This is a genomic window from Streptomyces sp. NPDC001351, assembly GCF_042896045.1.
Taxonomy (GTDB): Bacteria; Actinomycetota; Actinomycetes; order Streptomycetales; family Streptomycetaceae; genus Streptomyces.
Window position 1 is genome coordinate 124,217 of record NZ_JBIAWS010000005.1, and the last position, 19,733, is coordinate 143,949.

Below are 19,733 nucleotides of genomic sequence, written 5' to 3' on the forward strand. Positions count from 1 at the left end.
TGGGAAGGCGTCAGCAGCCGCGGCGACACGCGGCGGAGGCCACCCGCAGCAGGTCGATGTGACCGCGCGTGGTGAGCATGGCTGAACGCAACATGGGGCGAAAGTAGCCAGGTCGTCCGTGCACGGTCAATGGCGTCTCGCGGACTGGACCACCCATACCAACCAGCGAACCGCCGTTGACCTGTGAAACCCGGCGTATGGGTCAGGATGGGGGCATGTCAGATGCCTTCACCACCCGAGTCCTGAACGTAGCCACCGGCTCCACGGAGCAGGTCGTCGACCTGACCCGCGACTGCGAGGCCTTCCTGCGGGAGGCGGCCGCCGGCCGAGACGGCCTCCTCAACGTCTTCGTCCCCCACGCAACTGCCGGAATCGCGATCCTCGAAACGGGTTCCGGCAGCGACGACGACCTCCTCGCCACCCTCCACACTCTCCTCCCCGCCGACGACCGCTGGCAGCACCGCCACGGCAGCCCCGGCCACGGCCGCGACCACGTCCTCCCGGCACTCGTACCGCCGCACGCGACGCTGCCTGTGGTGGGCGGACGGCTGGAGTTGGGGACTTGGCAGTCGGTATGCCTGGTCGATACCAACAAAGACAATGTCAACCGTCAGATTCGACTGAGCTTCCTGGGCTGAGCAAGATCGCCCTGGCTCCAAAGCCGATACAGCGGACTCACCCTCTATCCGGCGGCGCGTCAGACCAGCTCGATCAGCCCGAGCCGGACGGCCTCGCTGACCGCGGCCGCTCGGTTCTCGGCGCCGAGCTTGCGGTAGATGCGGACGAGGTGGGTCTTCACCGTCGCCTCGGCCAGGAAGAGCGCACCGGCGATCGCCCGGTTGCTGTGCCCCTGCGCGAGGAGCCGTACGACCTCGATCTCCCGCTCGCTGAGCGGCGGTTCGGCCGCGCGCCCCAGGACACTGGCGGCGGCCTCCGGGGCCAGCGCCAGACCCCCGGTCGCCGCGGCCCGCACCGCGCGGAACAGTTCCTCGGGTGGGCCCGCCTTGAGGACGTACCCGCGCGCCCCCGCCTCCACGGCCCGCAGTACGTCGGCCTGGCTGCCGTAGCTGGTGAGCACGACGACCCGTACGCGCGCGTCGACGTCGAGGATCCGACGGGTCGCCTCGATGCCGTCGATACTGCCGCCCGCCGCGCCCGGCTCCGTAAGGCGCAGGTCCATGAGCACGACGTCGGGACCGAGCCGCTGGACCAGCCGTACCGCTGCGAGCCCGTCCCCGCTCTCGCCGACCACGTCGAAACCGGGCTCGCCCTCCAACAGGGCGCGCAGACCGGCTCGTACGACGGTGTGGTCGTCGACGATCAGGATCCGCAGCGGGGGCTCGACGGCCTCGCTCATCGGGCGCCCACCGGGATCCGGTCCACCGCGTGCGCCGGGTCCCGCAGCGACGCACGCACGCGCGTGCCCCGTCCCGGCGTGCTGTCCACGGCGAGCGAACCACCCAACGCGACCAGCCGCTCCCGCGCCCCGCCGAGCCCGAAGCCCCTGCTGTCCCCGGCGGACCGCACGGCGTCCGGGTCGAAGCCGGTCCCGTCGTCGCGCACTTCGACGGCCGCCGTCCCCTCCTCGCCGTACACCAGGGTCACCTGCACCTGGTCGGCGCTCGCGTGTTCGCACGCGTTGGCGAGCAGCCCCTGGGTGACCCGCAGCAGGGCGACCGCGTGCTCGGTCGGCAGCGGGCAGGCGTCGTGCTCGGTACGGAAGGAGATCCGGGGCGTGCCGGCCGTGGTGTCCGTGCGGGCGCACAGGTCGCGCAGCGCCGACTCCAGACCATCCTCGGCGAGCACCGGCGGGGTGAGGTCCTGGATGATGCCGCGGGTCTGCGCGAGATGGTCGCCGAGCGCTTCGGTGACCACCCGCACCTGCCTGCGGGCCGCCTCCGGACGGCGCTCCCAGTCACGCTCGGCGGCTTGGAGCAACATCCGGCTGCCGGCGATCTCCTGCGCGAGCGTGTCGTGCAGGTCCCGGGCGATCCGCGCCCGCTCCGCCAGCCGCCCGGCCTCACGCTGCTGCCGCGCCAGCGCCCCGCGGGTGCCGGCCAGCTCCTGGGTGAGCCGCTGCTGGTGGCGGTACAGCAGCGCGGTGGCCCAGACGGCGGTGACCGGCGGTGCCAGCACGTCGGGGTCGACGGCGCCGTACGCCCGCACCAGGACGGCCAGCAGCAGGGCCGTGATCACGCCGAGGGCCACGGCCCGCTCCGCGCGCGTGGGCATCCGCATCGCCAGGACCGCGAAGGGCACCGCCAGCCACGCGTACCCGGAGGCGAGCGGACCCCACAGGGCCCAGGCCACCGAAGCCCACAGCAGCAGAAGGACACCGAGCAGCAGGGTCCGGGCCCGGCCGAGCCGGTCCCACCGGCTCAGCCCGACCGCGTACAGCAGGGCCATGGCCGCCGTGGCCGGCGCGACCCGCCAGCACAGCTCGTTGTTCAACTGGACGAGCCGGACGAGGGTGCCGCCGGCCGCGACCAGGAACACCAGGTGCGGCAGGTGCCGCGCGGACACGGCGGACCGGCGGACGGCGAGAGCGGTGACGGGCACGGCTGCGGCTCCCTGGGGCGGGCCGGGCGGCGGTGACAACAGGGCACGGAGTGTATGCCGTGACCTGTGTGATCGCTGTAAACGCCCAGGCGAAGCCGTGCTCGCGCTGATGTCAGGCCCCCGGGTGCAGTCCGAGCCAGCCGGGCGAGGGAGCGCCCTGGACCTCACCGAAGTACAGGGAGAACGTCTGCTTCATCCGCTCGACCGTCGCCCGGTCCTCCATGAACCTCGGGAACTCGTCGACGTGGGCGTTCGGGAACTCCCACACCGGCTTCAGGTTGGCGTTCGGGGTGACGTCGGTGCGCACAGACCAGCCGTTGAAGCTGGCCTTCTGGCGCTCCTCGGACAGCTGCCAGTTCATGTAGAGCTTGGCGGCCGCCGGGTGGGCCGCCTTCTTGAGGATCGCGGCACGCTGGCCCCACGCCATGAACGGGTGGTCGCCCTCGGGCACGACCCACTTGACCGTCGACGACGAGGACAGCAGGCTGCCCGAGCCGCCGACCCCGATGGTCTTCGTCCCGCCGTTGACCGCGGCACCGGGGGTGTTCGTGCCACGCGCGAACTGCGGCTGCTGCGCCGCGAACTTCGCCACCCAGTCCCAGCCGTACCGCTGCTGGTAGAGGGTGTACAGGAAGAGGACCGCGTCGTCGTCGTTCGGGTACGAGGACGCGATCGCGCCCTTCCAGCGCGGATCGAGCAGGTCCAGCGGGGTCTTCGGCGCGTTGGCCCCGGCGCCTTGGACGTCGTACATGAAGCTGAAAGCGATGACCATGAGCGCGCTCCAGGTGCCGTCCTGGTCCTTGAAGCCCTGGTGGACCTTGGAGAACCCGGCCGGCTTGTAGCGCAGCAGCTTGCCCTCACGCTTCCAGCGGGTGAAGTCCTGGAGCGTCTGGAGCTGGACGACATCGGGGACCAGGGTGCCGGTGGCGAGCTGGTTGTCGACGCGGACGTCGTGGTACTTGCTGTAGTCCACGACGGCCGTCAGCTCGACCTTCGGGAAGCGCGCGGCCCACGCGGCACGCACCCCGGCCGCCTGGCTGTCCACGTCCCCGCCCTGGTAGAGGACGAGCTTGCCGCCCTCGGCGATCGCCGCCTCGTACAGCTCGTCGAGAGAACGGGTCTCCTCGCGGACACCGGTGAGCGACGAGCCGACGGCCGGGGCGGCGCTCGCAGTGCTCTGCGCGGCGGCGACGGCGGCGGCACCGCCGAGCGCGACACCGGCACCGGTCGTGAGCAGCCGACGCCTGCTGAAGTTGCTGGGCATGGTGGGGGCCTCCTGATTCCGCCGCCACCTTCCGTACGCGGCGGCGCGGCCAGTCTGCCGACCGGCCGTGCCGTTCCGCGTCGTCCATAGGATGCCCTTGGATTCAACCCTTCGGTTGAACGCTCAGCCCGCGAGGGGGAAATGACAGGCCGCGAGCCTCCCGAGGGCCGTCGCGGTGAGCCTGGGCCGTTGCGTCGAGCAGATCTCCTGCGCGTAGCGGCAGCGGGTCCGGTAGGGGCGCCCCGACGGCTTGTCCACCGGGTGGGGCACCTCCCCGGTCGGCACGATGCCCTCCCGGGACGAGGTCTGCGTCCCGTCGTCGATGTCCGGCACCGCCGACAGCAGCGCCTGTGCGTACGGATGGGCCGATGCCGTGAACAGCGCCTCGGTATCGGCGAGTTCGACGATCTCCCCGAGGTGCATGACCGCGATCCGGTAGGAGACGTGCCGCACCACGTGTCAGCCCCGAGAGCCCCAGCCTCATGACGGACGTCATAGACCCTCCGCGGGTGGCTCAGAGCTGAGGGGTTCAAAGTCCCAGCCGCACAACCCACCTCGACCGCACAGGCCGCCACCGCGCCGTCCTCACAGCCGCCAGGAGCCGCCGGACATCAAGGACAAGCTCCACCCGCTCGTCGAGCACGGTGGATGAGCAGGCCGCCCTCGGGCGCCCTGTCGACCTGAACGGAATGCGCAGACCCTTCCCGCCCGCGGCGGTGTGTGCTGTGGCCGGCGCGGACCGACGTGTCAGCCCGCCAGCGTCACGACCAGCAGCGTGCGGGCGGGTGAGTCGCCGATGAGGCGGCAGCGATGGGGGATGTCGCCGCGGTGGTGGGCGCTGTGGCCGGCTGTGAGGCGGATCGGTTCCTGTCCGCGTAGTTCGAGGTCGACCTCGCCTTCGAGTACGTAGACGAAGTCCTCCCCGGTGTGCTCGAACCACGGGCGCTCGCCCTGCCCCGGGTCGAAGTGCTGCTCGTACGCCTCCATGATGTCGCTGCGGCCGCCGGGGATGAGGACGCGGGCGACCTGTCCGGCACTCTCGCTGACCCGGATGACCTGGGGGTCGTCGTCGTGGGCCACGGTGTCGGTGGTGCTGGAGGGGCGCAGGAAGATGCCCGGCGGGAGGCCGAGGGCCTCGGCGATGCGGTAGATCGAGGTCAGGCTCGGGGTGGTCAGGCCGCGCTCCAGCTGGCTGAGGAACGGCTGGGACAGGCCCGAGCGGGCCGCGAGTTCGGCCATGGAGACGCCCAGGCGCTTGCGGTGTCCGCGGATCACGGAGCCGACGGCGAGGGCTTCGGGGGTGGGGTCGGGGCGTCGCACGGGAGCGACGGTAGCGCAGTCGAACATCGACCGTCGGCGGCGCCCGGTGGACGTTTCATACCGCCGACATGCTGCTGCAATAGACCACGCGAATTATTGACGTCGTCAATATCGAGTGGATCGGGTGAGTGAAAGGGGCCTCGTCATGGCTCGCGCCGTGCTGCCGGCCGGACGCCGGGAAGCGGTACCCCCCGGGCGTACCGTCAGCCGCCGGAAGGTGGCGTCCGCGGGAGCGCCGCTCGTCTCCGCGGGATTGGTCCTCCTCCTGTGGTGGGCTGCCGCACGCGCCGGGGTCCTCGGCGACGGGCTGGTCCCCACGCCCTGGCAGACGCTGAAGGCCGCGCACACCATGGGGGCCGACGGCACCATGGTCGCCGACCTGCGGGCCAGCCTGGCGCGGGCCGGGCAGGGCTTCGCCTACGGGGCCTCGGCCGGGATCGCGGTCGGGTTCCTGACCGGGCACCGGCCGGGCGTCGCGGCCCTGGTCTCTCCGGTGATGTCGTTCCTGCGGCCGATCCCGGCGATCGCGCTCGTCCCGCTGGTCACCGCCTGGTTCGGCATCGGCGAACGGGCCAAGCACCTCGTCATCGCGTACGCCGTCTTTCTCGCCGTGTGGCTGTACGTCCATGACGGCGTCGCCCGCATCCCGGCGGACTATCTGCGCGCCGCCCGCACCCTCGGTGTTCCGGCGTGGCGCCGGCTGACGGAGGTGCTGCTGCCGGCCGCCGCCCCGTCGGTCGTGGCCGCTCTGCGCTACGGCGCCGGACTCGCCCTCCTCGCCCTGGTCGCCGCCGAGTTGGGCGGGGCGCAGAGCGGGATCGCCTACCGGCTCCAGGTGGACGGACAGTTCCTGCGCACCGACCACATGTTCGCCGGGCTCGTCGAACTCGGTCTGCTGGGTCTGGCCGCCGACGCCCTCATCGCCCTCGCCGGGCGCCGTCTCGTCCACTGGAGCACGTCATGATCCGTCTGGAGGGCGTGGAGGTCCGCTACGGCGACGCCCTCGCCGTCGCAGCCACGGACCTGGAGTTCTCCGAGGGCTCCTTCACCTCACTGCTCGGGCCGACCGGCTGCGGGAAGTCCACGCTGCTGAACGTCGTCGCCGGTTTCGTGCCGCCGTCGGGCGGGCGCGTCCTGATGGACGATGCGCCGGTCACCGGTCCGGGTCCAGAGCGGGGCGTGGTCTTCCAGCACTACGCGCTGCTGCCCTGGTTCACCGCGCGCGGCAACGTCGAGTTCGCCCTCAAGCGGTTCGGCCTGCCGCGCGCCGAGCGCCGGGACCGCGCGCTCGCCGCCCTGGACGACGTCGGCCTCGCAGACGCGGCCGAGAAGCACCCTGCGCAGCTGTCCGGCGGTATGCGGCAACGGGTCGCGCTGGCCCGTGCGCTGGCCGCCGAGCCCCAGGTCCTGCTGATGGACGAGCCGTTCGGCGCGCTCGACGCCATCACCCGCCGCCGGATGCAGCAGCTGCTCGCCGAGCTGTGGCAACGCACCGGCACCACCGTCGTCTTCGTCACCCACGACGTCGACGAGGCGCTCGCTCTGTCCCAGCGGATCGTCGTCATGGCCGCCGGGCCCGGCCGCGTGATCGCCGACCACCCTCTGGGCGGCACCTCCCGCCCCGATCTCCTTCCCCGCATCGTCGCCCAGCTCGACGCCGCTGTCGGCCTCGGCACCGGCTCCGAATGACCCACCCCCGCCCAGGAGTTACCGTGCACCTTCGCCTGCCCAGATTCCTCACCGCCGTGGCCGTGACACCGGCGCTGCTCCTCACTGCCTGCGCAGGAGCGACGGACACCAAGTCGGCCACCACCCAGGTCACCATCGCCGGCAGCGACTACCTCGGCGGAGCCCCCGTGTACACCGCCACCCAGGACAAAAGGTGGGCATCGAACAGCCTCACCCCGCATCTCCAGTCGTTCGCCACCGGCCGCGACGCCCTCAACGCCGTCCTCGGCGGGCAGGCCCAGTACGGCGTGGTCGGCGACCTGCCCGCCGTCTCCGCGATCCTCGCCGGACGTGACGTCAAGGTCCTGGCCGCCCTGTCCTCCTTCACCGACTGGCGGCTGCTGACCACCAAGTCCGCGGGCATCACATCATTCGCCGGCCTGAAGGGCAGGAGAGTGGGCCTGCCGGAGGGCACGAACGTCCAGTACGCGCTGGCCGGCATGCTCGCCGAGGCCGGCCTCAAGCCCGCCGACGTCACCCTGGTCAACCTCGCCCCCAACCAGGTCACCGCGTCCCTCGCGCGCGGCGACATCGACGCCGGCCTCACCTTCCCCACCTTCTACGACGCCACGCAGACGGCCCTCGGCGCACAGTACCGCGAACTCCGCTACGACGGCTACCGGTTCCGCACCCTCCTCATCGCCGGCCCCGGCGCGAAGCCCTCCGCCACCACCGCCGTCCTGCGCACGCTCGTCTCCGCAACGACCGCCCTCACCAAGGACCCCTCCACCGCCCGCAAGGAAGTCATCGCCCAGGCCGCGGGAGCCGTCCAACCCGCCTTCGTCAACGGCCACTTTGCCGCCTACGACTACGACGTCACCCTCGACAAACCCCTGCTGGCCCTCCTCCTCGACGAGGGTGCCTGGGCCAAGTCCGCGCAGAAACTCGCGGGTACCTCGGACCGGGCCACCTTCCTGAGCCATATCGACCGCGCCCCACTCACCACGGCCGCCGCCACCGCCGTATCCATGCCCACGAAGTAACCGAAGAACCGAGAACAGGACAGCGCCCATGACGTCGAACGTCGACCAGAACACCCTGCGCCGCCGCGGGACCGGCCTGCGCGCCCACGACCCCGCACGCTCCTACGGCGGCCACACCCTCTACACGCCCATCGCCGGCGACGGGGAGGTGTATCTCGTCGACATCCACGGCGAGACCGTCCACGCATGGCACCTGGCCCATCCACCCGGCCGCCACGCCCAGCTCCTGCCCGACGGCACGCTCTTCTACCAGGGCAAGGACACCTCCGCCGACCCCCTGTTCCCGATCTGGGAGGTCTACCACGGCGGCATCCTCCAACTCGTCGCCCCCGACGGCACGGTGCTGCGCGAGGCCCGCCATCCCTTCCACCACCACGACGCGAGCGTGCTGCGCAACGGCAACCTGATCCTCCTGGCCGTCGAGCCGGTCCCGGACCACCTCGCCGCACGGATACCGGGAGGAGTACCGGGCTCGGAGGCAGCCGGCGGGCGCATCTGGGGAGACGTGGTCTACGAGATGACCTGGGACCGCGAAATCCTTTGGCGCTGGGCCTCCTTCGAGCACCTGCCACTCGAAGGCACGCCTCTGAACCCGCACTTCGCCCGCGAGCACTGGCCGATGGCCAACACGGTCAACGAACTCGCCGACGGCAGCGTCATGGTGGGCTTCCGCAGCGCCTCCACCACCGTGATCGTCGACCGCGCGACGGGCGACATCACCTGGACCCTGGGCCCCGACGTCCTGGCCCAGCAGCACTACCCGCACGAACTGTCCTCGGGCACGATCCTCGTCTTCGACAACGGCTCCTACCGGGACACCACGTCCGTCCCCTACAGCCGCGTCATCGAGGTCGACCGGCACAGCCGGCGCATCCTCTGGGCGTACGAGGACAACCCGCCCCAGAACTTCTACAGCCCCTACATGTCCAGCGCCCAACGCCTGCCGAACGGCAACACCTTCGTCGCCGAGGGCTCCTTCGGCCGCCTCTTCGAGATCACGCCCGAGGGCGACGTGGTATGGGAGTACATCGTCCCCCACTTCGGGACGTTCGGCACGGGTGTCGGCCTGGAGTCCTCACGCGGCGCCCAGAACGCCGTCTTCCGCGCCTACCGCTACGGGCCCGAGCGGCTCCCCTGGCTGGGCGAAGTCAACTGCGGTTCGACAGCGCCCTGAAGGGGCGCGGGGCTCTGTCGCCATGCCGCTCCGCCGCGATGGGGTCTCGGACCTGGTCGGCGCTCTCGATGTCACCGAACTCGGCGGCCTCACCGTCGCCAGGGTCAGTTTCGGTACGGAGATCACGATGCAGTGGCGCGAGACGGGCGCCTACCAGGTGACCCTGCCGCTGTCCGGCTCCTACCGCGCATGGCAGGGCCGGCGGCCCACCGCGCAGGTCACGCCCGATCTCGGGTTCGCCCGCGCCCGGCAGCCGACACCTCCCTCGCCCACTGGACCTACGACGCCAACGTCGGCGGCGTGACGATCGACAAGCTGGCCCTTTCACCGGGCGCGTCGGGGAACCCAGAGACATCCACGACCGCGACCCGGACACCGCCGAGGACGCCGACGACGAGTAGCCGTGAGGCGGGCCTGCAGGTCAGCGAAGGGGCAGGCGGCCACAGGCCCTTTTCTTGAGCGAGCGATCCAGATAGGTTACGGTGGGGTCATGGCAAGGACCCGGGAGTTCGACACGGAAGCGGCGGTGAGCCGCGCGATGGAGCTGTTCTGGACGCGCGGCTACGAGGCCACCTCGGTGCGCGACCTGACCGGGCACCTGGGGATCGGGCAGGGGTCCTTGTATGCCGCGTTCGGCGACAAGGACGGCCTGTACCGGGCGGCGCTGGAGCACTACCGCACCACCCTCGCGGCGGCCGCCCTGCGCAGTCTGGAGGAGGGGGCGGACGCCCGGTCGGCGATCCGCGCGATGCTGGTCGAGCGGGTCCGGATCGCTGTGGAGGACAACGGCCGGGGTTGCCTGGTGGTCAATGCCGCCTGCGAGCGCCTGCCGGAGGATGCGGCGACCCGGCGCACCGTGCGCGACATGCAGGACGCCAGCCGGGACGCGCTCGCCGAAGTGCTGCGGGTCGCGGCGGAGCGGGGCGAGATCGCGAAGCGGCACGACCCGTACACCCTCGCCGCTTTCCTCGTCACCTTCCTCAACGGACTGCTGGTCTCCACGAAGATCACGCCGGACGTCCGCGCCCTCGAACCCCTTGTGGAGGTCGCGCTGGCTGCCCTCGACTGACTTTTTCATGCCCGGAATCTGTATCAAGCGATCCAGAAAAATCGCCGGTGCCCGCTCGGACACGGGATCCGGCGACCCCGCCCCGCTTCAATCGAAGACTTCGGAGGACCCATGCCCCGCGCATCCATCCCGGGTACGCCCGCTCTCGGCGGAAGCCGCTGGAACACCTTCCCCGCGGCCGGCACCACCCTGACCGCCCGCGAGTTCTTCACCGCCACCGAGCCGCTGCTCCAGGGCATCATCGACGACAACGCCCTCACCAGCGCCGACAGCGAGGTGCTGGAGGGCCAGATCCGCGCGGCACTCGCCCTCGGCACCCGGGAGAGCTCCCTCCCGCTGTCCCTCGGCCCGGACAGTGCCTCGGCGGCGCGCGAACTGGGCGCGCAGGCCGAGACGATCGGCCAGGAGCTTGCCTCCTGGTCGACCGAGGCGCTGGAGAGGCTGCTCACCGATCCGGTACCGCTGCCCGCCGGCCCGCTGGTCGTCCGCAGCCACTGCTACGGCCACCTGCTCACCCCTCCCGCAGCCGATCTGCTCCTCGGACGGCGCGGTGGACCGGTCACGATGCAGCTCTACAACGAGTGGCTCCACCAGATGGTCCTGCTGCGCGACGCCCTGCTGCCCTTCACCAACTGGCAGGGCGTCCCGCTCCTGATCACCCCGACCGGACTGCGGCACACCGAACCGGCCCGCGACGCGTTCCTCACCGAACTCCTGGTGCGGCAGATCCGGCACACCAGCATCGTGGCCTTCGCCCGCAAGGTCGTCACCGGCACCTCCGGCCCGGCCGGCTACGGCTTCGAGGGGCGTGGCGGCACCGCCCTGCCCGCCGTCGTCGACCAGCCGCCCCTGACCGCACCTCGGCACCTGCTGACCTGGCGCCCCGACCCGGCCGTCGGTGAAGCCGCCACGTATGTCCCCGAAGTACAGGACTACTACGCCGCACCCCGCACCCTCGTCGAGGACCTGCCGCCCGCCACCACCGCATCCGGCCCGCTCTCCGCCCGTACCGTCACCGCGCCGGTCGCCGAAGGGACCCGCACCGCCCGCATCGAGGTCACCCACGACGGCACCACCGCCCACGTCGACCTCGGCCAAGCCCTGCGCGGCCACCGCTTCACCCAGCGTGAGGACCCCGCCGCAGGCGACGCATCCGGCACCGCCGACGCCTGGTCCGCGCTGCGCGCGCCGGGACTGGTGTGGACGCAGAGCGGCGAGGTCACGCTGGACGCCACCGGTCAGGACGACCTCGTCGTACTGGCCCTGCTCGGCAGGCTCTACCCGGAGAACGTCACCCTGCGCCCCGTCGGCCGTTCCGCTGCCCGGACAACCGCGGACGGCACCGGACCGAGCCGCCTGGTGACCCTTGTCGACCCCGCGCAAGCCCACTGACACCCGCATCGCGACGGACACCAAGAAGGGTGAAAACATGATGTTCGACCATGACGGAACGCCCGTCCGCACGGGCCGAGCCGCCGTGAACGGAACGAGTCTGCACTACCGCACAGCCGGGTCCGGCCCCGCGGTGGTGCTCCTGCACGGCGTACCCAAGACCAGCTACCACTGGCGCCACCTCGTTCCCAAGCTGACGCCGCGCTACACCGTCGTCGTGCCGGACCTTCGCGGGCTCGGCGACTCCGCCCGCCCGTCGGACGGCTACGACTCGGCGACCATGAGCGACGACATCGCCGAGCTGATGACCCACCTCGGACACCGGACATACGCCGTGGCGGGCGAGGACTGGGGAGCGGTGATCGGCTACCAGCTCGCCGCCCGCCACCGCGACCACGTCACCGCTCTCGTGTTCGCCGAGGCCCTGTTCCCCGGGTTCGGCTTCGAGGACCACACGGCCCTCACCCCCGAGAACGTCTCCAGCGGCATGCACCTGTGGCACCTGGGCTTCTACTTCCAGCCCGACATACCCGAGATGCTGATCACCGGACACGAACGCGAGCTGATCACCTACATGATCAAGTACGAGCGCAGCCGGCCCGACAGCGCCACCCCCGACGCGGTCGACGAATACGTGCGCTGCTACTCCATGCCCGGCGGAATCCGCGCGATGCTCTCCATCTACCGGGCCATGCTCGTCGACGCCGAACAGAACCGGCGGACCGCACAGAAGAAACTGGACATCCCGGTCCTGGCCCTCGGCGGATCCGCGTTCATCGGCGACCGCAACGAGTCCCAGATGCGACTCATGGCCCACGACGTCACCGGGCATGTCTTCGACGCCGGCCACGACCTCGCAGAGGAAGTACCCGACGAGATGGCCGACGTCCTCCTGCCGTTCCTGGCCACGCACCAGTAACCGCACCCGGTCGCCGAGGGCGGCGATCTGATGCGGCCCGGCACGGCGAGGGCCTCGTGCCTGAAACGATCTCAGCAACATGGTCGCCGAGCTGCGCGAGCGCGGGATCGGCTTCACCTCACTGCACGAGAACCGCACCCGGTCGCCGAGGGCGGCGAGTGGGGCGGCCACGGCACCGAGATGCACCGATCCGGCATCTCCCCTCAGGCGTCGACGACGAGGTTCTCCTGAGGCGTGGCGCAGCAGAGCAGGATCTTGTTCTGGGCGATCTCGCGCGGCCGGATGCCTCCGTTGTGCCGCATGTCGACCGACCCGGCCAGCAGGGTGGTCTTGCAGGTGCCGCACATTCCCTGGGCGCAGGAGGCGGGCAGGCTCAGGCCGGCCCGGGAGGCGGCTTGGAGCAGGGATGTGCCCGCATCGCAGGTGAGTGTGCGTCGGCTGCGGGTGAACTCGACGGTGAAGACGCGCCCTTCGGTGGCTTCCCCGGTGTCGGTCACGGACGCGGGGGACGGTGGCGCTTCGAAGGTGAAGCTCTCCTCGTGGCAGCGGTCCCTCGCCACCCCGGCCGTCGAGAGCATGTCGCGTACCGCGGCCATGTAACCGGCGGGGCCGCAGGTGAAGATCTCCCGCTGACGGAAGTCGGGAGCGATCTGCCGCAGCATCTCGAAGGTCAGCCGGCCGCGGTGGCCGCCCCAGGGCTCGGCCGGACCGTCCGCCGCGCAGACGTGCACCACCCGGATGCCGGGCGCGGTGGCGGCGATGAGGTCGAGTTCGCGGCGGAAGAGGATGTCGGCGGGGGTGCGGGCACTGTGGACGAACACCACGTCGGCCGGTTGCGCGAGGTCGTACAGCGTCCTCGTCATGGCCATCGCCGGGGTCGCACCGCTGCCGCCGGACAGGAAGAGGTACTTCGGCGCGGGGTGCCGGACGAAGGAGAAGTCCCCGAGGGGGCCCCGCGCCCGCACTGTGTGTCCGGGGCGCAGACGGTCGTGCAGCCAGTTGGAGACCAGCCCGCCCGGGACCCTCTTCACGGTGATCGCGACCGAGTGGGGACGGGTCGGTGGCGAGGAGATCGTGTAGCACCGCTCGACGGGCCGGCCGTCGATGTCGACGCCGAGGGTGAGGAACTGTCCGGGGTCGTGCTGGAAGAGGCGGGGCTCGGGAGTTTGGAAGACGAAGGTCTTCACGTCCGGGGTCAGGGAGTGGATCTGCCGGCAGACGAGGAGTCCGTCGGTGTCCTCGTCGTCCCAGGGTCGGGTTCCGGCCCAGGCCGGGAGCGTGTCGGTCATGGTGCCAGGTGCGCCTTCAGCCGGGCCACGTACCAGTTGACGAACGCCTCGACCTGGTACTCGGTCGGGCCGTAGGGGCCGGGCAGATAGGCGGGACTGGCGATGCCCTGCTGGGCGCGCGCGACCAGGAGCGCGTCCTGGTCGTTGGTGGCCGTCCACACCCGGGTCAGGCTGTCGAGGTCGTAGTCGACCCCCTCGACCGCGTCCGGGTGCACCAGCCAGGTGGTGCGGACCAGGGTGCGGTCCGGTGCCAGCGGGATCACGGAGAAGGTGATCGCGTGGTCGGAGAGGAAGTGGAACCAGGCGTTGGGCTGCATGTGGAGGGAGAGACGGCCCAGGCGGGGTGTGGGGAAGTCGTTCAGGAGCCGCTTGCAGGCGGCCGTGCCGTCCTCGGTGAAGGACTCGCCCGCGCCGTCCAGCGGTTCGCGCTGGATGCGGAAGCCGGTGGTGCGGGTGTCCAGTTCCTCGATCGCCTCGTACGGCAGGCCCAGCGACTCGTACGTCTTGCGGGACTCGGCGTCGGCCTGCAGATAGCGGTCGTACGCAGGGCGCAGCACCGGCGGTACGTCCTGTTCGGCGTAGCCGTAGACGGGGAAGAGGGAGCACTGGAGCTCCGGGTGGCCGCCGCAGTGGTAGCACTCCCGGTTGTTCTCCATGGTGAGCTTCCAGTTGCCGTTCTCCACCAGGTCGATCTGCGTGGCCACCTTCGCCCGGCGCAGGTCGTGCGGCGCGATGTACGGCTCGATGCGGGCGGCCACCTCGTCGAAGTCGGCGGGTGGTTGCCCGGCGAGGCAGATGAACACCAGGCCGGTGACCGTGCGGGCGTGGACGGTCCGCAGTCCGAAGCAGGCGGGGTCGAAGTCGGCCGGCTGCGACTCCGCGTGCAGCAGGCGGCCGTCCACGCCGTAGGTCCAACGGTGGTAGCCGCAGACGATGTTGCCCACGGAGCCGCGCTCGTCATTGAGTATGCGGGCGCCGCGGTGGCGGCAGACGTTGTGGAAGGCACGTATCTCTTCGTCGTCGTCGCGAAGCAGGATCACCGAGTACGGACCGAGGGCGACGGTCACGTAGTCGCCGGGTTCGGGGAGTTCGGCCTCGGTGGCGACGAACAGCCAACTCCGGGCGAAGACCGCTTCGATGTCGAGGTCGAAGACTTCCCGGCCGGTGTAGAAGGGGGCTTCGAGACTCCGGCCGGCGGCGCGGCGGGCCACGAGAGCCGACACGTCCGGGGCGGGGGCGAGTGTGCTCATGGGTGTCTCCAACAAGGGTTCAGGCCGGCAGGCACAGCCGCAGGGCGTCGTACACGGCGGCATGGATGTTGCGGCCGGCGACCGCGTCGCCGATGCGGAACAGCTGGTAGCGGCCGGTGTCGTTGCGGATCACCGTCTGCTCCTGGTGGGCGAGCAGGGCGCGGTGGTCCACCTCGCCGAAGTTGCTGGATCCGGGCAGCAGTTCGCGGTACAGCTCGTCGATGGGCAGGGTTCCGTGCTCCACGATCACCTGGTCGACGGTCAGTTCGGTGTCGGCGTCGGTGTAGTCGCTGTGGAGGGTCGCGATCAGGCGGCGGCCGTCCGGGGCGCGGCGCACGGCCCGCAGGCGGCGGGCGAGGGTGATGGCAACGTCGTGTTCCGCGAAGGCCCTCAGGTAGGCGGGGGAGTTCATGCTGCCGACGTCGGGGGCGAGGGTGCGTTCCGGGGTGACGTAGTGCAGGCGGGCGCCGGACGGGGCGAGCACCTCCACGGCGTCCAGCGCGGGGTAGCCGCCATGGTCGTCGTAGACCAGGACCTCGCCCCGTGGGCGCAGTGAGCCGGTCAGCACGTCCCAGGTGTCGGCGACCAGGTCCTCGCCCGTGTCCAGGAAGGTGCGGTTGGGCATGCCGCCGGTGGCGATGATCACCAGGTCGGGGTGTTCGGCGCGTACGTCGTCCGCCTCGGCGTAGCGGCCGAAGCGGAGGTCGACGCCGTGGTGCTTGCACTCGGCCACCCGCCAGTCGACGATGCCGAGCAGATCACGGCGGCGCGGGTTGGAGGCGGCGAGCCGGATCTGGCCACCGGGGAGGTCGGCGGCCTCGAACAGCACCACGTCATGGCCGCGTTCGCCCAGGACCCGGGCGGCTTCCAGACCGGCCGGACCGGCACCGACGACAACTGCCCTTCTGCGGCGCCCGGTTGTCACCGGCACCGTGTGGGGCAGCGTCAGCTCCCGGCCGGTCGCCGGGTTGTGGACGCACTTGGTGTCGCCCGAGTCGTAGATCGCGTCCAGGCAGTAACTCGCCCCGACGCAGGGCCGGATGCGGTCCTCGCGGCCGTCGGCGACCTTGGCGACCAGATGGGGGTCGGCGATCTGGGCGCGGGTCATACCGACCAGGTCGAGCAGTCCCTCGCGCAGGGCGTGCCGCGCGGTGGCCACATCGGCGATCCGGGCCGCGTGCATCACCGGCACCCGCAGCCGGCGCCGGACCTCGCCGGTGAACTCCAGGAAGGGGCCCAGCGGAGTGCCGATCGGCGGGATCGCGCGCACCAGGGAGGCGTCGCTCTCGATGGAGCCGCGGATGGTGCTGACGAAGTCGATGCCGTCGTCGGTGAAACGCTCCGCCGCCACCAGGGCGTCGTCGAAGGTCAGCCCACCGGGGCGGGCCTCGTCGAGCATCAGCCGGATCCCGACCACGAAGTCCGGACCGACCGCCTCCCGCACCGCCCGGATCACCCGGCGCGGGAACGCCATACGGTGCTCCAGGCTGCCGCCGAACGCGTCGTCGCGGCGGTTGGTCGTGGGGGAGAGGAAGCTGTCCAGGAAGTGGCCGTAGGCCTCGAGTTCGATGCCGTCGAGGCCTGCCTCCCGGCAGCGCAGCGCGGCGGACACGTAGTCGGCCGTCACGCGGTCGAGGTCCCACGGCTCGGCGGCTTTGGGGAACGCGCGGTGCGCGGGCTCGCGCAGGGGCGAGGCGGACAGCACCGGCAGCCAGTCTCCGGCGTAATTGCTGGTACGGCGGCCGAGATGGGTGACCTGACACATCACCGCCGCCCCGGCCTCGTGCACCTCGTCGGCGAGGCGGCGCAGCCACGGCACGATGTCGTCCCGGTACAGCAGCAGGTTGCCGAAGGCGGGCGGGCTGTCCGGCGAGACCACGGCGGAACCGCCGATCATGGTCAGGCCGACCCCGCCGCGCGCTTTCTCGACGTGGTAGGCGCGGTAGCGGTCCTTGGGCAGACCGTCCTCGCCGAAGGCCGGTTCGTGGGAGGTGCTGACCACCCTGTTGCGCAGGGTGAGGTGTTTGAGCCGGAAGGGCTGGAGCAGAGGGTCGAGGCTCTGGGAATTCTGAGAACTCTGGGAAGGCACAACCACTCCTCGGGAAGTGGGAGGCCGGTCGCTGCGGCGGGGCGTCGATGGCCGTACAGCGAGCGCGGATGTCTCGCATTGCGAAACTGACTCGCGATGCGAGACAAATGGTGGAGGCGCCTGCCCGTGGCCGTCAAGGGGCTGCCGGGATGCGGTCCGCCGGGGTCAGGGCTGCGGGCGGTGCCCCTGGCGCAGGGAGATCTGCTCGCCCGCCTGTCTGACCTGCTCCGCGAGGGCGGGCACGGTGTCGTCGCCGAGGCGGAACGTGGGGCCGGAGACGGTGACGGCGGCGACGACCCGGCCGTCCAGGGAGCGGATCGGTGCGGCGACGGCGGCCAGCCCGATCTCGTGCTCCTGCGAGGTGGTGGCGTATCCGCGTTCGCGGACCGTACGCAGCTCGGCCTTCAGGCGCGCCGGGTCGGTGATCGTGTGCGGGGTGTACCGGTCGAGCCCGCGCTCCAGCACCTCGTCGGCCTGCTGCTCGGGCATGTGTGCGAGGAAGAGCTTTCCGGCCGCGGTGGCGTGCAGCGGGCTGCGCTTGCCGACCCAGTCCACGCTGGAGATGGTCGCGCCGCCCATCTCCTGGTCGATGGTGATCACTTCGAGCCCGTCGTGGATCGCGAGGTTCACCGTCTCGCCCACCTTGGCCGCCAGTTCGCGGCAGACAGGGCGGCTGAGCAGGGAGAGGTCGCTCTGCCGTCCGGCGCCGGCGGCCAGTTCGACCATGCCGAAACCGAGGCGGTAGCGCCCCCGCTCGGCGTCCTGCTCGACCAGTCCGCGGGACTCCAGCGTGGCGAGCAGCCGGAAGACCGTCGCCTTGTGCAGGCCCAGCGCCTCGGCGACCTCGGTGACGCCGGACGGGCCGCCCCGGGACAGCGACTGCAGGATCGACACCGCACGGTCCACGGACTGCACTGAGGTGTCGCGGGGCCTTCCGGTGCTGGTCATGGCGGAAAGGATAGTCAGCGCGCGTGGCCCGTCCCGGCCTCCGTCGTCGCCCTTGCCGTGGTTACGGGTCCGTTTCCGCGGTTAATTCTCCGCGCCCGAGGGTTGGCCGGAAAGCACCGGCTGGCTATCGTTCACGCACTCCACTCAATCGTTCCGCTGAACGAATAACGAGAAGGACGGTCGGCCCATGCCCGACACCCACCACGCGGGACGGCGGTCGTTCCTGGCCGCCGGCGCCGCCTGTCTCGGTGCGTCCTGGCTGTCCGGGTGCTCCGGCGCGGTGCTGCCCGCCGCGGCCCCGAAGGGCACCCCGGACCGCGGCGGCACCCTCCGGATCGCCCGGCCGCCCGCGTCCGACGCCGAGACCCTCGACCCGGCGAGTTCCCTGTCCGCGTACGAATACCTCGGCGCCCTCTACAACCGCCTCGTCCGCGTCGGTGCGGACGGCCGACTGGCCCCCGACCTGGCCGAGTCCTGGGAGACCGACGCCAAGGCCCGCACCTGGACCTTCCGGCTGCGCAAGGGCGTCACCTTCCACGACGGCCGCGCGTTCACCTCGGCCGACGCCGCTTACACCCTGCGCCACATCATCGACAAGGCGACCGCCTCCCCGCAGGCCGCCGTGCTCGCCCCGCTCGTCGACCCCAAGACGCTACGGACCCCCGACGCCCACACCCTCGTCGTCCCGCTGAAGTCCCCGAACGCCGAGTTCCCCAGCCTCCTCACGCACTACAACTGCTACGTCGTCCCCGACGGCAGCGCGAAGTCCATCGGCCGCACCGGCATCGGCACCGGCCCCTTCAAACTGGAGTCGTTCGCGCCCGCGGGCCCCGGGCGCGTCATCGCCCACTCCGGCCACTGGGCCGGACGGCCCGTCCTCGACGCGATCTCCTTCTACTCCGTGGCCGACATGTCCGCCCGCGCCAACGCCCTGCTCGCGGGCCAGGTCGACCTGCTGTCGCAGACCAACCTCGACTTCGCGACGGCCCGCGTGGTCGCCGCCTCCGACCGCGCGACCGTCGCCCGGGTGAAGAACGCCCAGTGGTACGTGCTGCCGATGCTCACCACCGACAAGCCCTTCACGGACGTACGCGTACGGCAGGCGATGAAGCTCGCCTACGACCCCGAGCACGTGGTGAAGGTGGCCCTCCAGGGCGCCGGCAGCGCGGGCTGGGACAACCCCGTCCCGCCGGACGACCCCCTGCACATCCCCGCGCACCCGACGCACGACCCGGAGAAGGCGAAGCACCTGCTGAAGCAGGCGGGCCAGGAGGGGCTGGCCGTCGACCTCTACACCTCCGCCTACGACCCGTTGCTCACTCCCATGGCCCTCGCCTACCAGGAGTCCGCCAAGCGGGCCGGCATCCGCATCCGGGTCAGGACGGCCGCCGCGGACTCGTACTACACACAGATCTGGATGAAGAAGCCGCTGATGGCGACCTACTGGTACACGGGCAGGCCCGTCGACCAGCTCTTCACGCAGATCTTCCGCAGCGGCTCCTCCTACAACGAGACCGCCTGGTCCGACAAGGAATTCGACGCGGTCCTCGACCGCGCCCGCGCCGAGACCGACGACGCGTTGCGCCGCGAACTCTACGGCGAGGCACAGACGTTGGTGATCGAGAAGGGCGGGGCGATGACCCCGATGTTCGCCGACCGGCTCGTCGGGATCTCCCGCAAGGTGCGCGGATACGCCGAGCACGGCTTCGAGTTCGACTACATCGGCATCGGCCTGAAGGGGGCCTGAGC

At 71.2% G+C, this 19,733-nt stretch carries 20 protein-coding genes; 10 read left to right on the plus strand and 10 right to left on the minus strand.

Features of this window, described 5'->3' with window-relative positions; all coding sequences use genetic code 11:
• Positions 1 to 10: 10 nt before the first annotated feature.
• Entirely contained in the window at positions 11 to 157 is a 147-nt protein-coding gene (locus tag ACFY1U_RS19455; protein ID WP_390695339.1) for a putative leader peptide, read from the minus strand.
• Between the two features lie 58 nt (positions 158 to 215).
• On the opposite strand from ACFY1U_RS19455, the gene ACFY1U_RS19460 reads away from it, so the two are divergent.
• Entirely contained in the window at positions 216 to 638 is a 423-nt protein-coding gene (locus ACFY1U_RS19460; RefSeq protein ID WP_390695340.1) for a secondary thiamine-phosphate synthase enzyme YjbQ, read from the plus strand.
• A 59-nt stretch (positions 639 to 697) separates the two neighbouring features.
• Here ACFY1U_RS19460 and ACFY1U_RS19465 read toward each other — a convergent pair whose 3' ends face one another.
• The 5 genes from ACFY1U_RS19465 to ACFY1U_RS19485 form a co-directional block, all read right to left on the minus strand.
• Positions 698 to 1,357 carry a response regulator transcription factor gene (locus ACFY1U_RS19465; RefSeq protein WP_390695341.1) on the minus strand — a complete coding sequence of 220 codons (660 nt, stop codon included), beginning with the start codon at positions 1,355 to 1,357 and terminating at the stop codon, positions 698 to 700.
• Positions 1,354 to 2,559 (minus strand): sensor histidine kinase, encoded by a 1,206-nt coding sequence (locus tag ACFY1U_RS19470; protein ID WP_390695342.1) that lies wholly within the window; start codon positions 2,557 to 2,559, stop codon positions 1,354 to 1,356. Before ACFY1U_RS19470 ends, ACFY1U_RS19465 begins: the two co-directional genes overlap by 4 nt.
• Positions 2,560 to 2,671: 112 nt before the next feature.
• A complete protein-coding gene (locus ACFY1U_RS19475; protein WP_390695343.1) occupies positions 2,672 to 3,823 on the minus strand; it encodes an ABC transporter substrate-binding protein in 1,152 nt (383 codons plus the stop codon).
• A gap of 123 nt (positions 3,824 to 3,946) precedes the next feature.
• Positions 3,947 to 4,279 (minus strand): oligopeptide/dipeptide ABC transporter ATP-binding protein, encoded by a 333-nt coding sequence (locus ACFY1U_RS19480; protein WP_390695344.1) that lies wholly within the window; start codon positions 4,277 to 4,279, stop codon positions 3,947 to 3,949.
• A gap of 291 nt (positions 4,280 to 4,570) precedes the next feature.
• Positions 4,571 to 5,143: a helix-turn-helix domain-containing protein gene (locus tag ACFY1U_RS19485; RefSeq protein ID WP_390695345.1), complete on the minus strand. Its 573-nt coding sequence runs from the start codon at positions 5,141 to 5,143 to the stop codon at positions 4,571 to 4,573.
• 145 nt (positions 5,144 to 5,288) lie between these two features.
• On the opposite strand from ACFY1U_RS19485, the gene ACFY1U_RS19490 reads away from it, so the two are divergent.
• The 8 genes from ACFY1U_RS19490 to ACFY1U_RS19525 all read left to right on the plus strand — a co-directional run bounded on the left by ACFY1U_RS19490 (position 5,289) and on the right by ACFY1U_RS19525 (position 12,408).
• Complete coding sequence (locus ACFY1U_RS19490) at positions 5,289 to 6,107, plus strand: ABC transporter permease (RefSeq protein WP_390695346.1); 819 nt, start codon at positions 5,289 to 5,291, stop codon at positions 6,105 to 6,107.
• Positions 6,104 to 6,832, plus strand: coding sequence for an ABC transporter ATP-binding protein (locus tag ACFY1U_RS19495; RefSeq protein ID WP_390695347.1), 729 nt, complete (start codon positions 6,104 to 6,106; stop codon positions 6,830 to 6,832). Before ACFY1U_RS19490 ends, ACFY1U_RS19495 begins: the two co-directional genes overlap by 4 nt.
• 23 nt (positions 6,833 to 6,855) lie before the next feature.
• Complete coding sequence (locus ACFY1U_RS19500) at positions 6,856 to 7,854, plus strand: ABC transporter substrate-binding protein (protein WP_390695348.1); 999 nt, start codon at positions 6,856 to 6,858, stop codon at positions 7,852 to 7,854.
• 28 nt (positions 7,855 to 7,882) lie between these two features.
• On the plus strand, positions 7,883 to 9,028 hold the full coding sequence (locus ACFY1U_RS19505; protein WP_390695349.1) for an aryl-sulfate sulfotransferase: 1,146 nt from the start codon (positions 7,883 to 7,885) through the stop codon (positions 9,026 to 9,028).
• Positions 9,029 to 9,050: 22 nt separating this feature from the next.
• Entirely contained in the window at positions 9,051 to 9,332 is a 282-nt protein-coding gene (locus ACFY1U_RS19510) for a hypothetical protein (protein WP_390695350.1), read from the plus strand.
• A gap of 186 nt (positions 9,333 to 9,518) precedes the next feature.
• Positions 9,519 to 10,097, plus strand: a complete 579-nt coding sequence (locus tag ACFY1U_RS19515; protein ID WP_390695351.1) for a TetR/AcrR family transcriptional regulator — start codon at positions 9,519 to 9,521, stop codon at positions 10,095 to 10,097.
• A gap of 111 nt (positions 10,098 to 10,208) precedes the next feature.
• Positions 10,209 to 11,489, plus strand: a complete 1,281-nt coding sequence (locus ACFY1U_RS19520) for a hypothetical protein (RefSeq protein ID WP_390695352.1) — start codon at positions 10,209 to 10,211, stop codon at positions 11,487 to 11,489.
• A gap of 37 nt (positions 11,490 to 11,526) precedes the next feature.
• Positions 11,527 to 12,408 (plus strand): alpha/beta fold hydrolase, encoded by an 882-nt coding sequence (locus tag ACFY1U_RS19525; protein ID WP_390695353.1) that lies wholly within the window; start codon positions 11,527 to 11,529, stop codon positions 12,406 to 12,408.
• Positions 12,409 to 12,611: 203 nt separating this feature from the next.
• On the opposite strand, the gene ACFY1U_RS19530 is transcribed toward ACFY1U_RS19525, so the two are convergent.
• The 4 genes from ACFY1U_RS19530 to ACFY1U_RS19545 form a co-directional block, all read right to left on the minus strand.
• Positions 12,612 to 13,697, minus strand: coding sequence for an FAD-binding oxidoreductase (locus ACFY1U_RS19530; RefSeq protein ID WP_390695354.1), 1,086 nt, complete (start codon positions 13,695 to 13,697; stop codon positions 12,612 to 12,614).
• On the minus strand, positions 13,694 to 14,947 hold the full coding sequence (locus ACFY1U_RS19535; protein ID WP_390695355.1) for an SRPBCC family protein: 1,254 nt from the start codon (positions 14,945 to 14,947) through the stop codon (positions 13,694 to 13,696). The genes ACFY1U_RS19530 and ACFY1U_RS19535 overlap by 4 nt, the downstream gene beginning before the upstream one ends.
• A gap of 19 nt (positions 14,948 to 14,966) precedes the next feature.
• The gene (locus ACFY1U_RS19540) at positions 14,967 to 17,036 is read right to left on the minus strand and encodes an FAD-dependent oxidoreductase (protein ID WP_390695356.1); all 2,070 of its coding nucleotides are present in this window, start codon (positions 17,034 to 17,036) and stop codon (positions 14,967 to 14,969) included.
• Positions 17,037 to 17,201: 165 nt separating this feature from the next.
• Positions 17,202 to 17,984: an IclR family transcriptional regulator gene (locus ACFY1U_RS19545; RefSeq protein ID WP_390695357.1), complete on the minus strand. Its 783-nt coding sequence runs from the start codon at positions 17,982 to 17,984 to the stop codon at positions 17,202 to 17,204.
• Between the two features lie 187 nt (positions 17,985 to 18,171).
• Between ACFY1U_RS19545 and ACFY1U_RS19550 the strand changes: the two genes are divergently transcribed.
• Positions 18,172 to 19,731, plus strand: a complete 1,560-nt coding sequence (locus tag ACFY1U_RS19550; RefSeq protein ID WP_390695358.1) for an ABC transporter substrate-binding protein — start codon at positions 18,172 to 18,174, stop codon at positions 19,729 to 19,731.
• The last annotated feature ends 2 nt before the right edge of the window (positions 19,732 to 19,733 follow it).

Excerpts from the sequence above, each read along its gene's own strand:
- ACFY1U_RS19455 (WP_390695339.1), bottom strand. The coding sequence starts at position 157 with ATGGGTGGTCCAGTCCGCGAGACGCCATTGACCGTGCACGGACGACCT.
- ACFY1U_RS19460 (WP_390695340.1), top strand. The coding sequence starts at position 216 with ATGTCAGATGCCTTCACCACCCGAGTCCTGAACGTAGCCACCGGCTCC.
- ACFY1U_RS19465 (WP_390695341.1), bottom strand. The coding sequence starts at position 1,357 with ATGAGCGAGGCCGTCGAGCCCCCGCTGCGGATCCTGATCGTCGACGAC.
- ACFY1U_RS19475 (WP_390695343.1), bottom strand. The coding sequence starts at position 3,823 with ATGCCCAGCAACTTCAGCAGGCGTCGGCTGCTCACGACCGGTGCCGGT.
- ACFY1U_RS19490 (WP_390695346.1), top strand. The coding sequence starts at position 5,289 with ATGGCTCGCGCCGTGCTGCCGGCCGGACGCCGGGAAGCGGTACCCCCC.
- ACFY1U_RS19495 (WP_390695347.1), top strand. The coding sequence starts at position 6,104 with ATGATCCGTCTGGAGGGCGTGGAGGTCCGCTACGGCGACGCCCTCGCC.
- ACFY1U_RS19505 (WP_390695349.1), top strand. The coding sequence starts at position 7,883 with ATGACGTCGAACGTCGACCAGAACACCCTGCGCCGCCGCGGGACCGGC.
- ACFY1U_RS19510 (WP_390695350.1), top strand. The coding sequence starts at position 9,051 with ATGCCGCTCCGCCGCGATGGGGTCTCGGACCTGGTCGGCGCTCTCGAT.
- ACFY1U_RS19515 (WP_390695351.1), top strand. The coding sequence starts at position 9,519 with ATGGCAAGGACCCGGGAGTTCGACACGGAAGCGGCGGTGAGCCGCGCG.
- ACFY1U_RS19520 (WP_390695352.1), top strand. The coding sequence starts at position 10,209 with ATGCCCCGCGCATCCATCCCGGGTACGCCCGCTCTCGGCGGAAGCCGC.
- ACFY1U_RS19525 (WP_390695353.1), top strand. The coding sequence starts at position 11,527 with ATGATGTTCGACCATGACGGAACGCCCGTCCGCACGGGCCGAGCCGCC.
- ACFY1U_RS19530 (WP_390695354.1), bottom strand. The coding sequence starts at position 13,697 with ATGACCGACACGCTCCCGGCCTGGGCCGGAACCCGACCCTGGGACGAC.
- ACFY1U_RS19535 (WP_390695355.1), bottom strand. The coding sequence starts at position 14,947 with ATGAGCACACTCGCCCCCGCCCCGGACGTGTCGGCTCTCGTGGCCCGC.
- ACFY1U_RS19545 (WP_390695357.1), bottom strand. The coding sequence starts at position 17,984 with ATGACCAGCACCGGAAGGCCCCGCGACACCTCAGTGCAGTCCGTGGAC.
- ACFY1U_RS19550 (WP_390695358.1), top strand. The coding sequence starts at position 18,172 with ATGCCCGACACCCACCACGCGGGACGGCGGTCGTTCCTGGCCGCCGGC.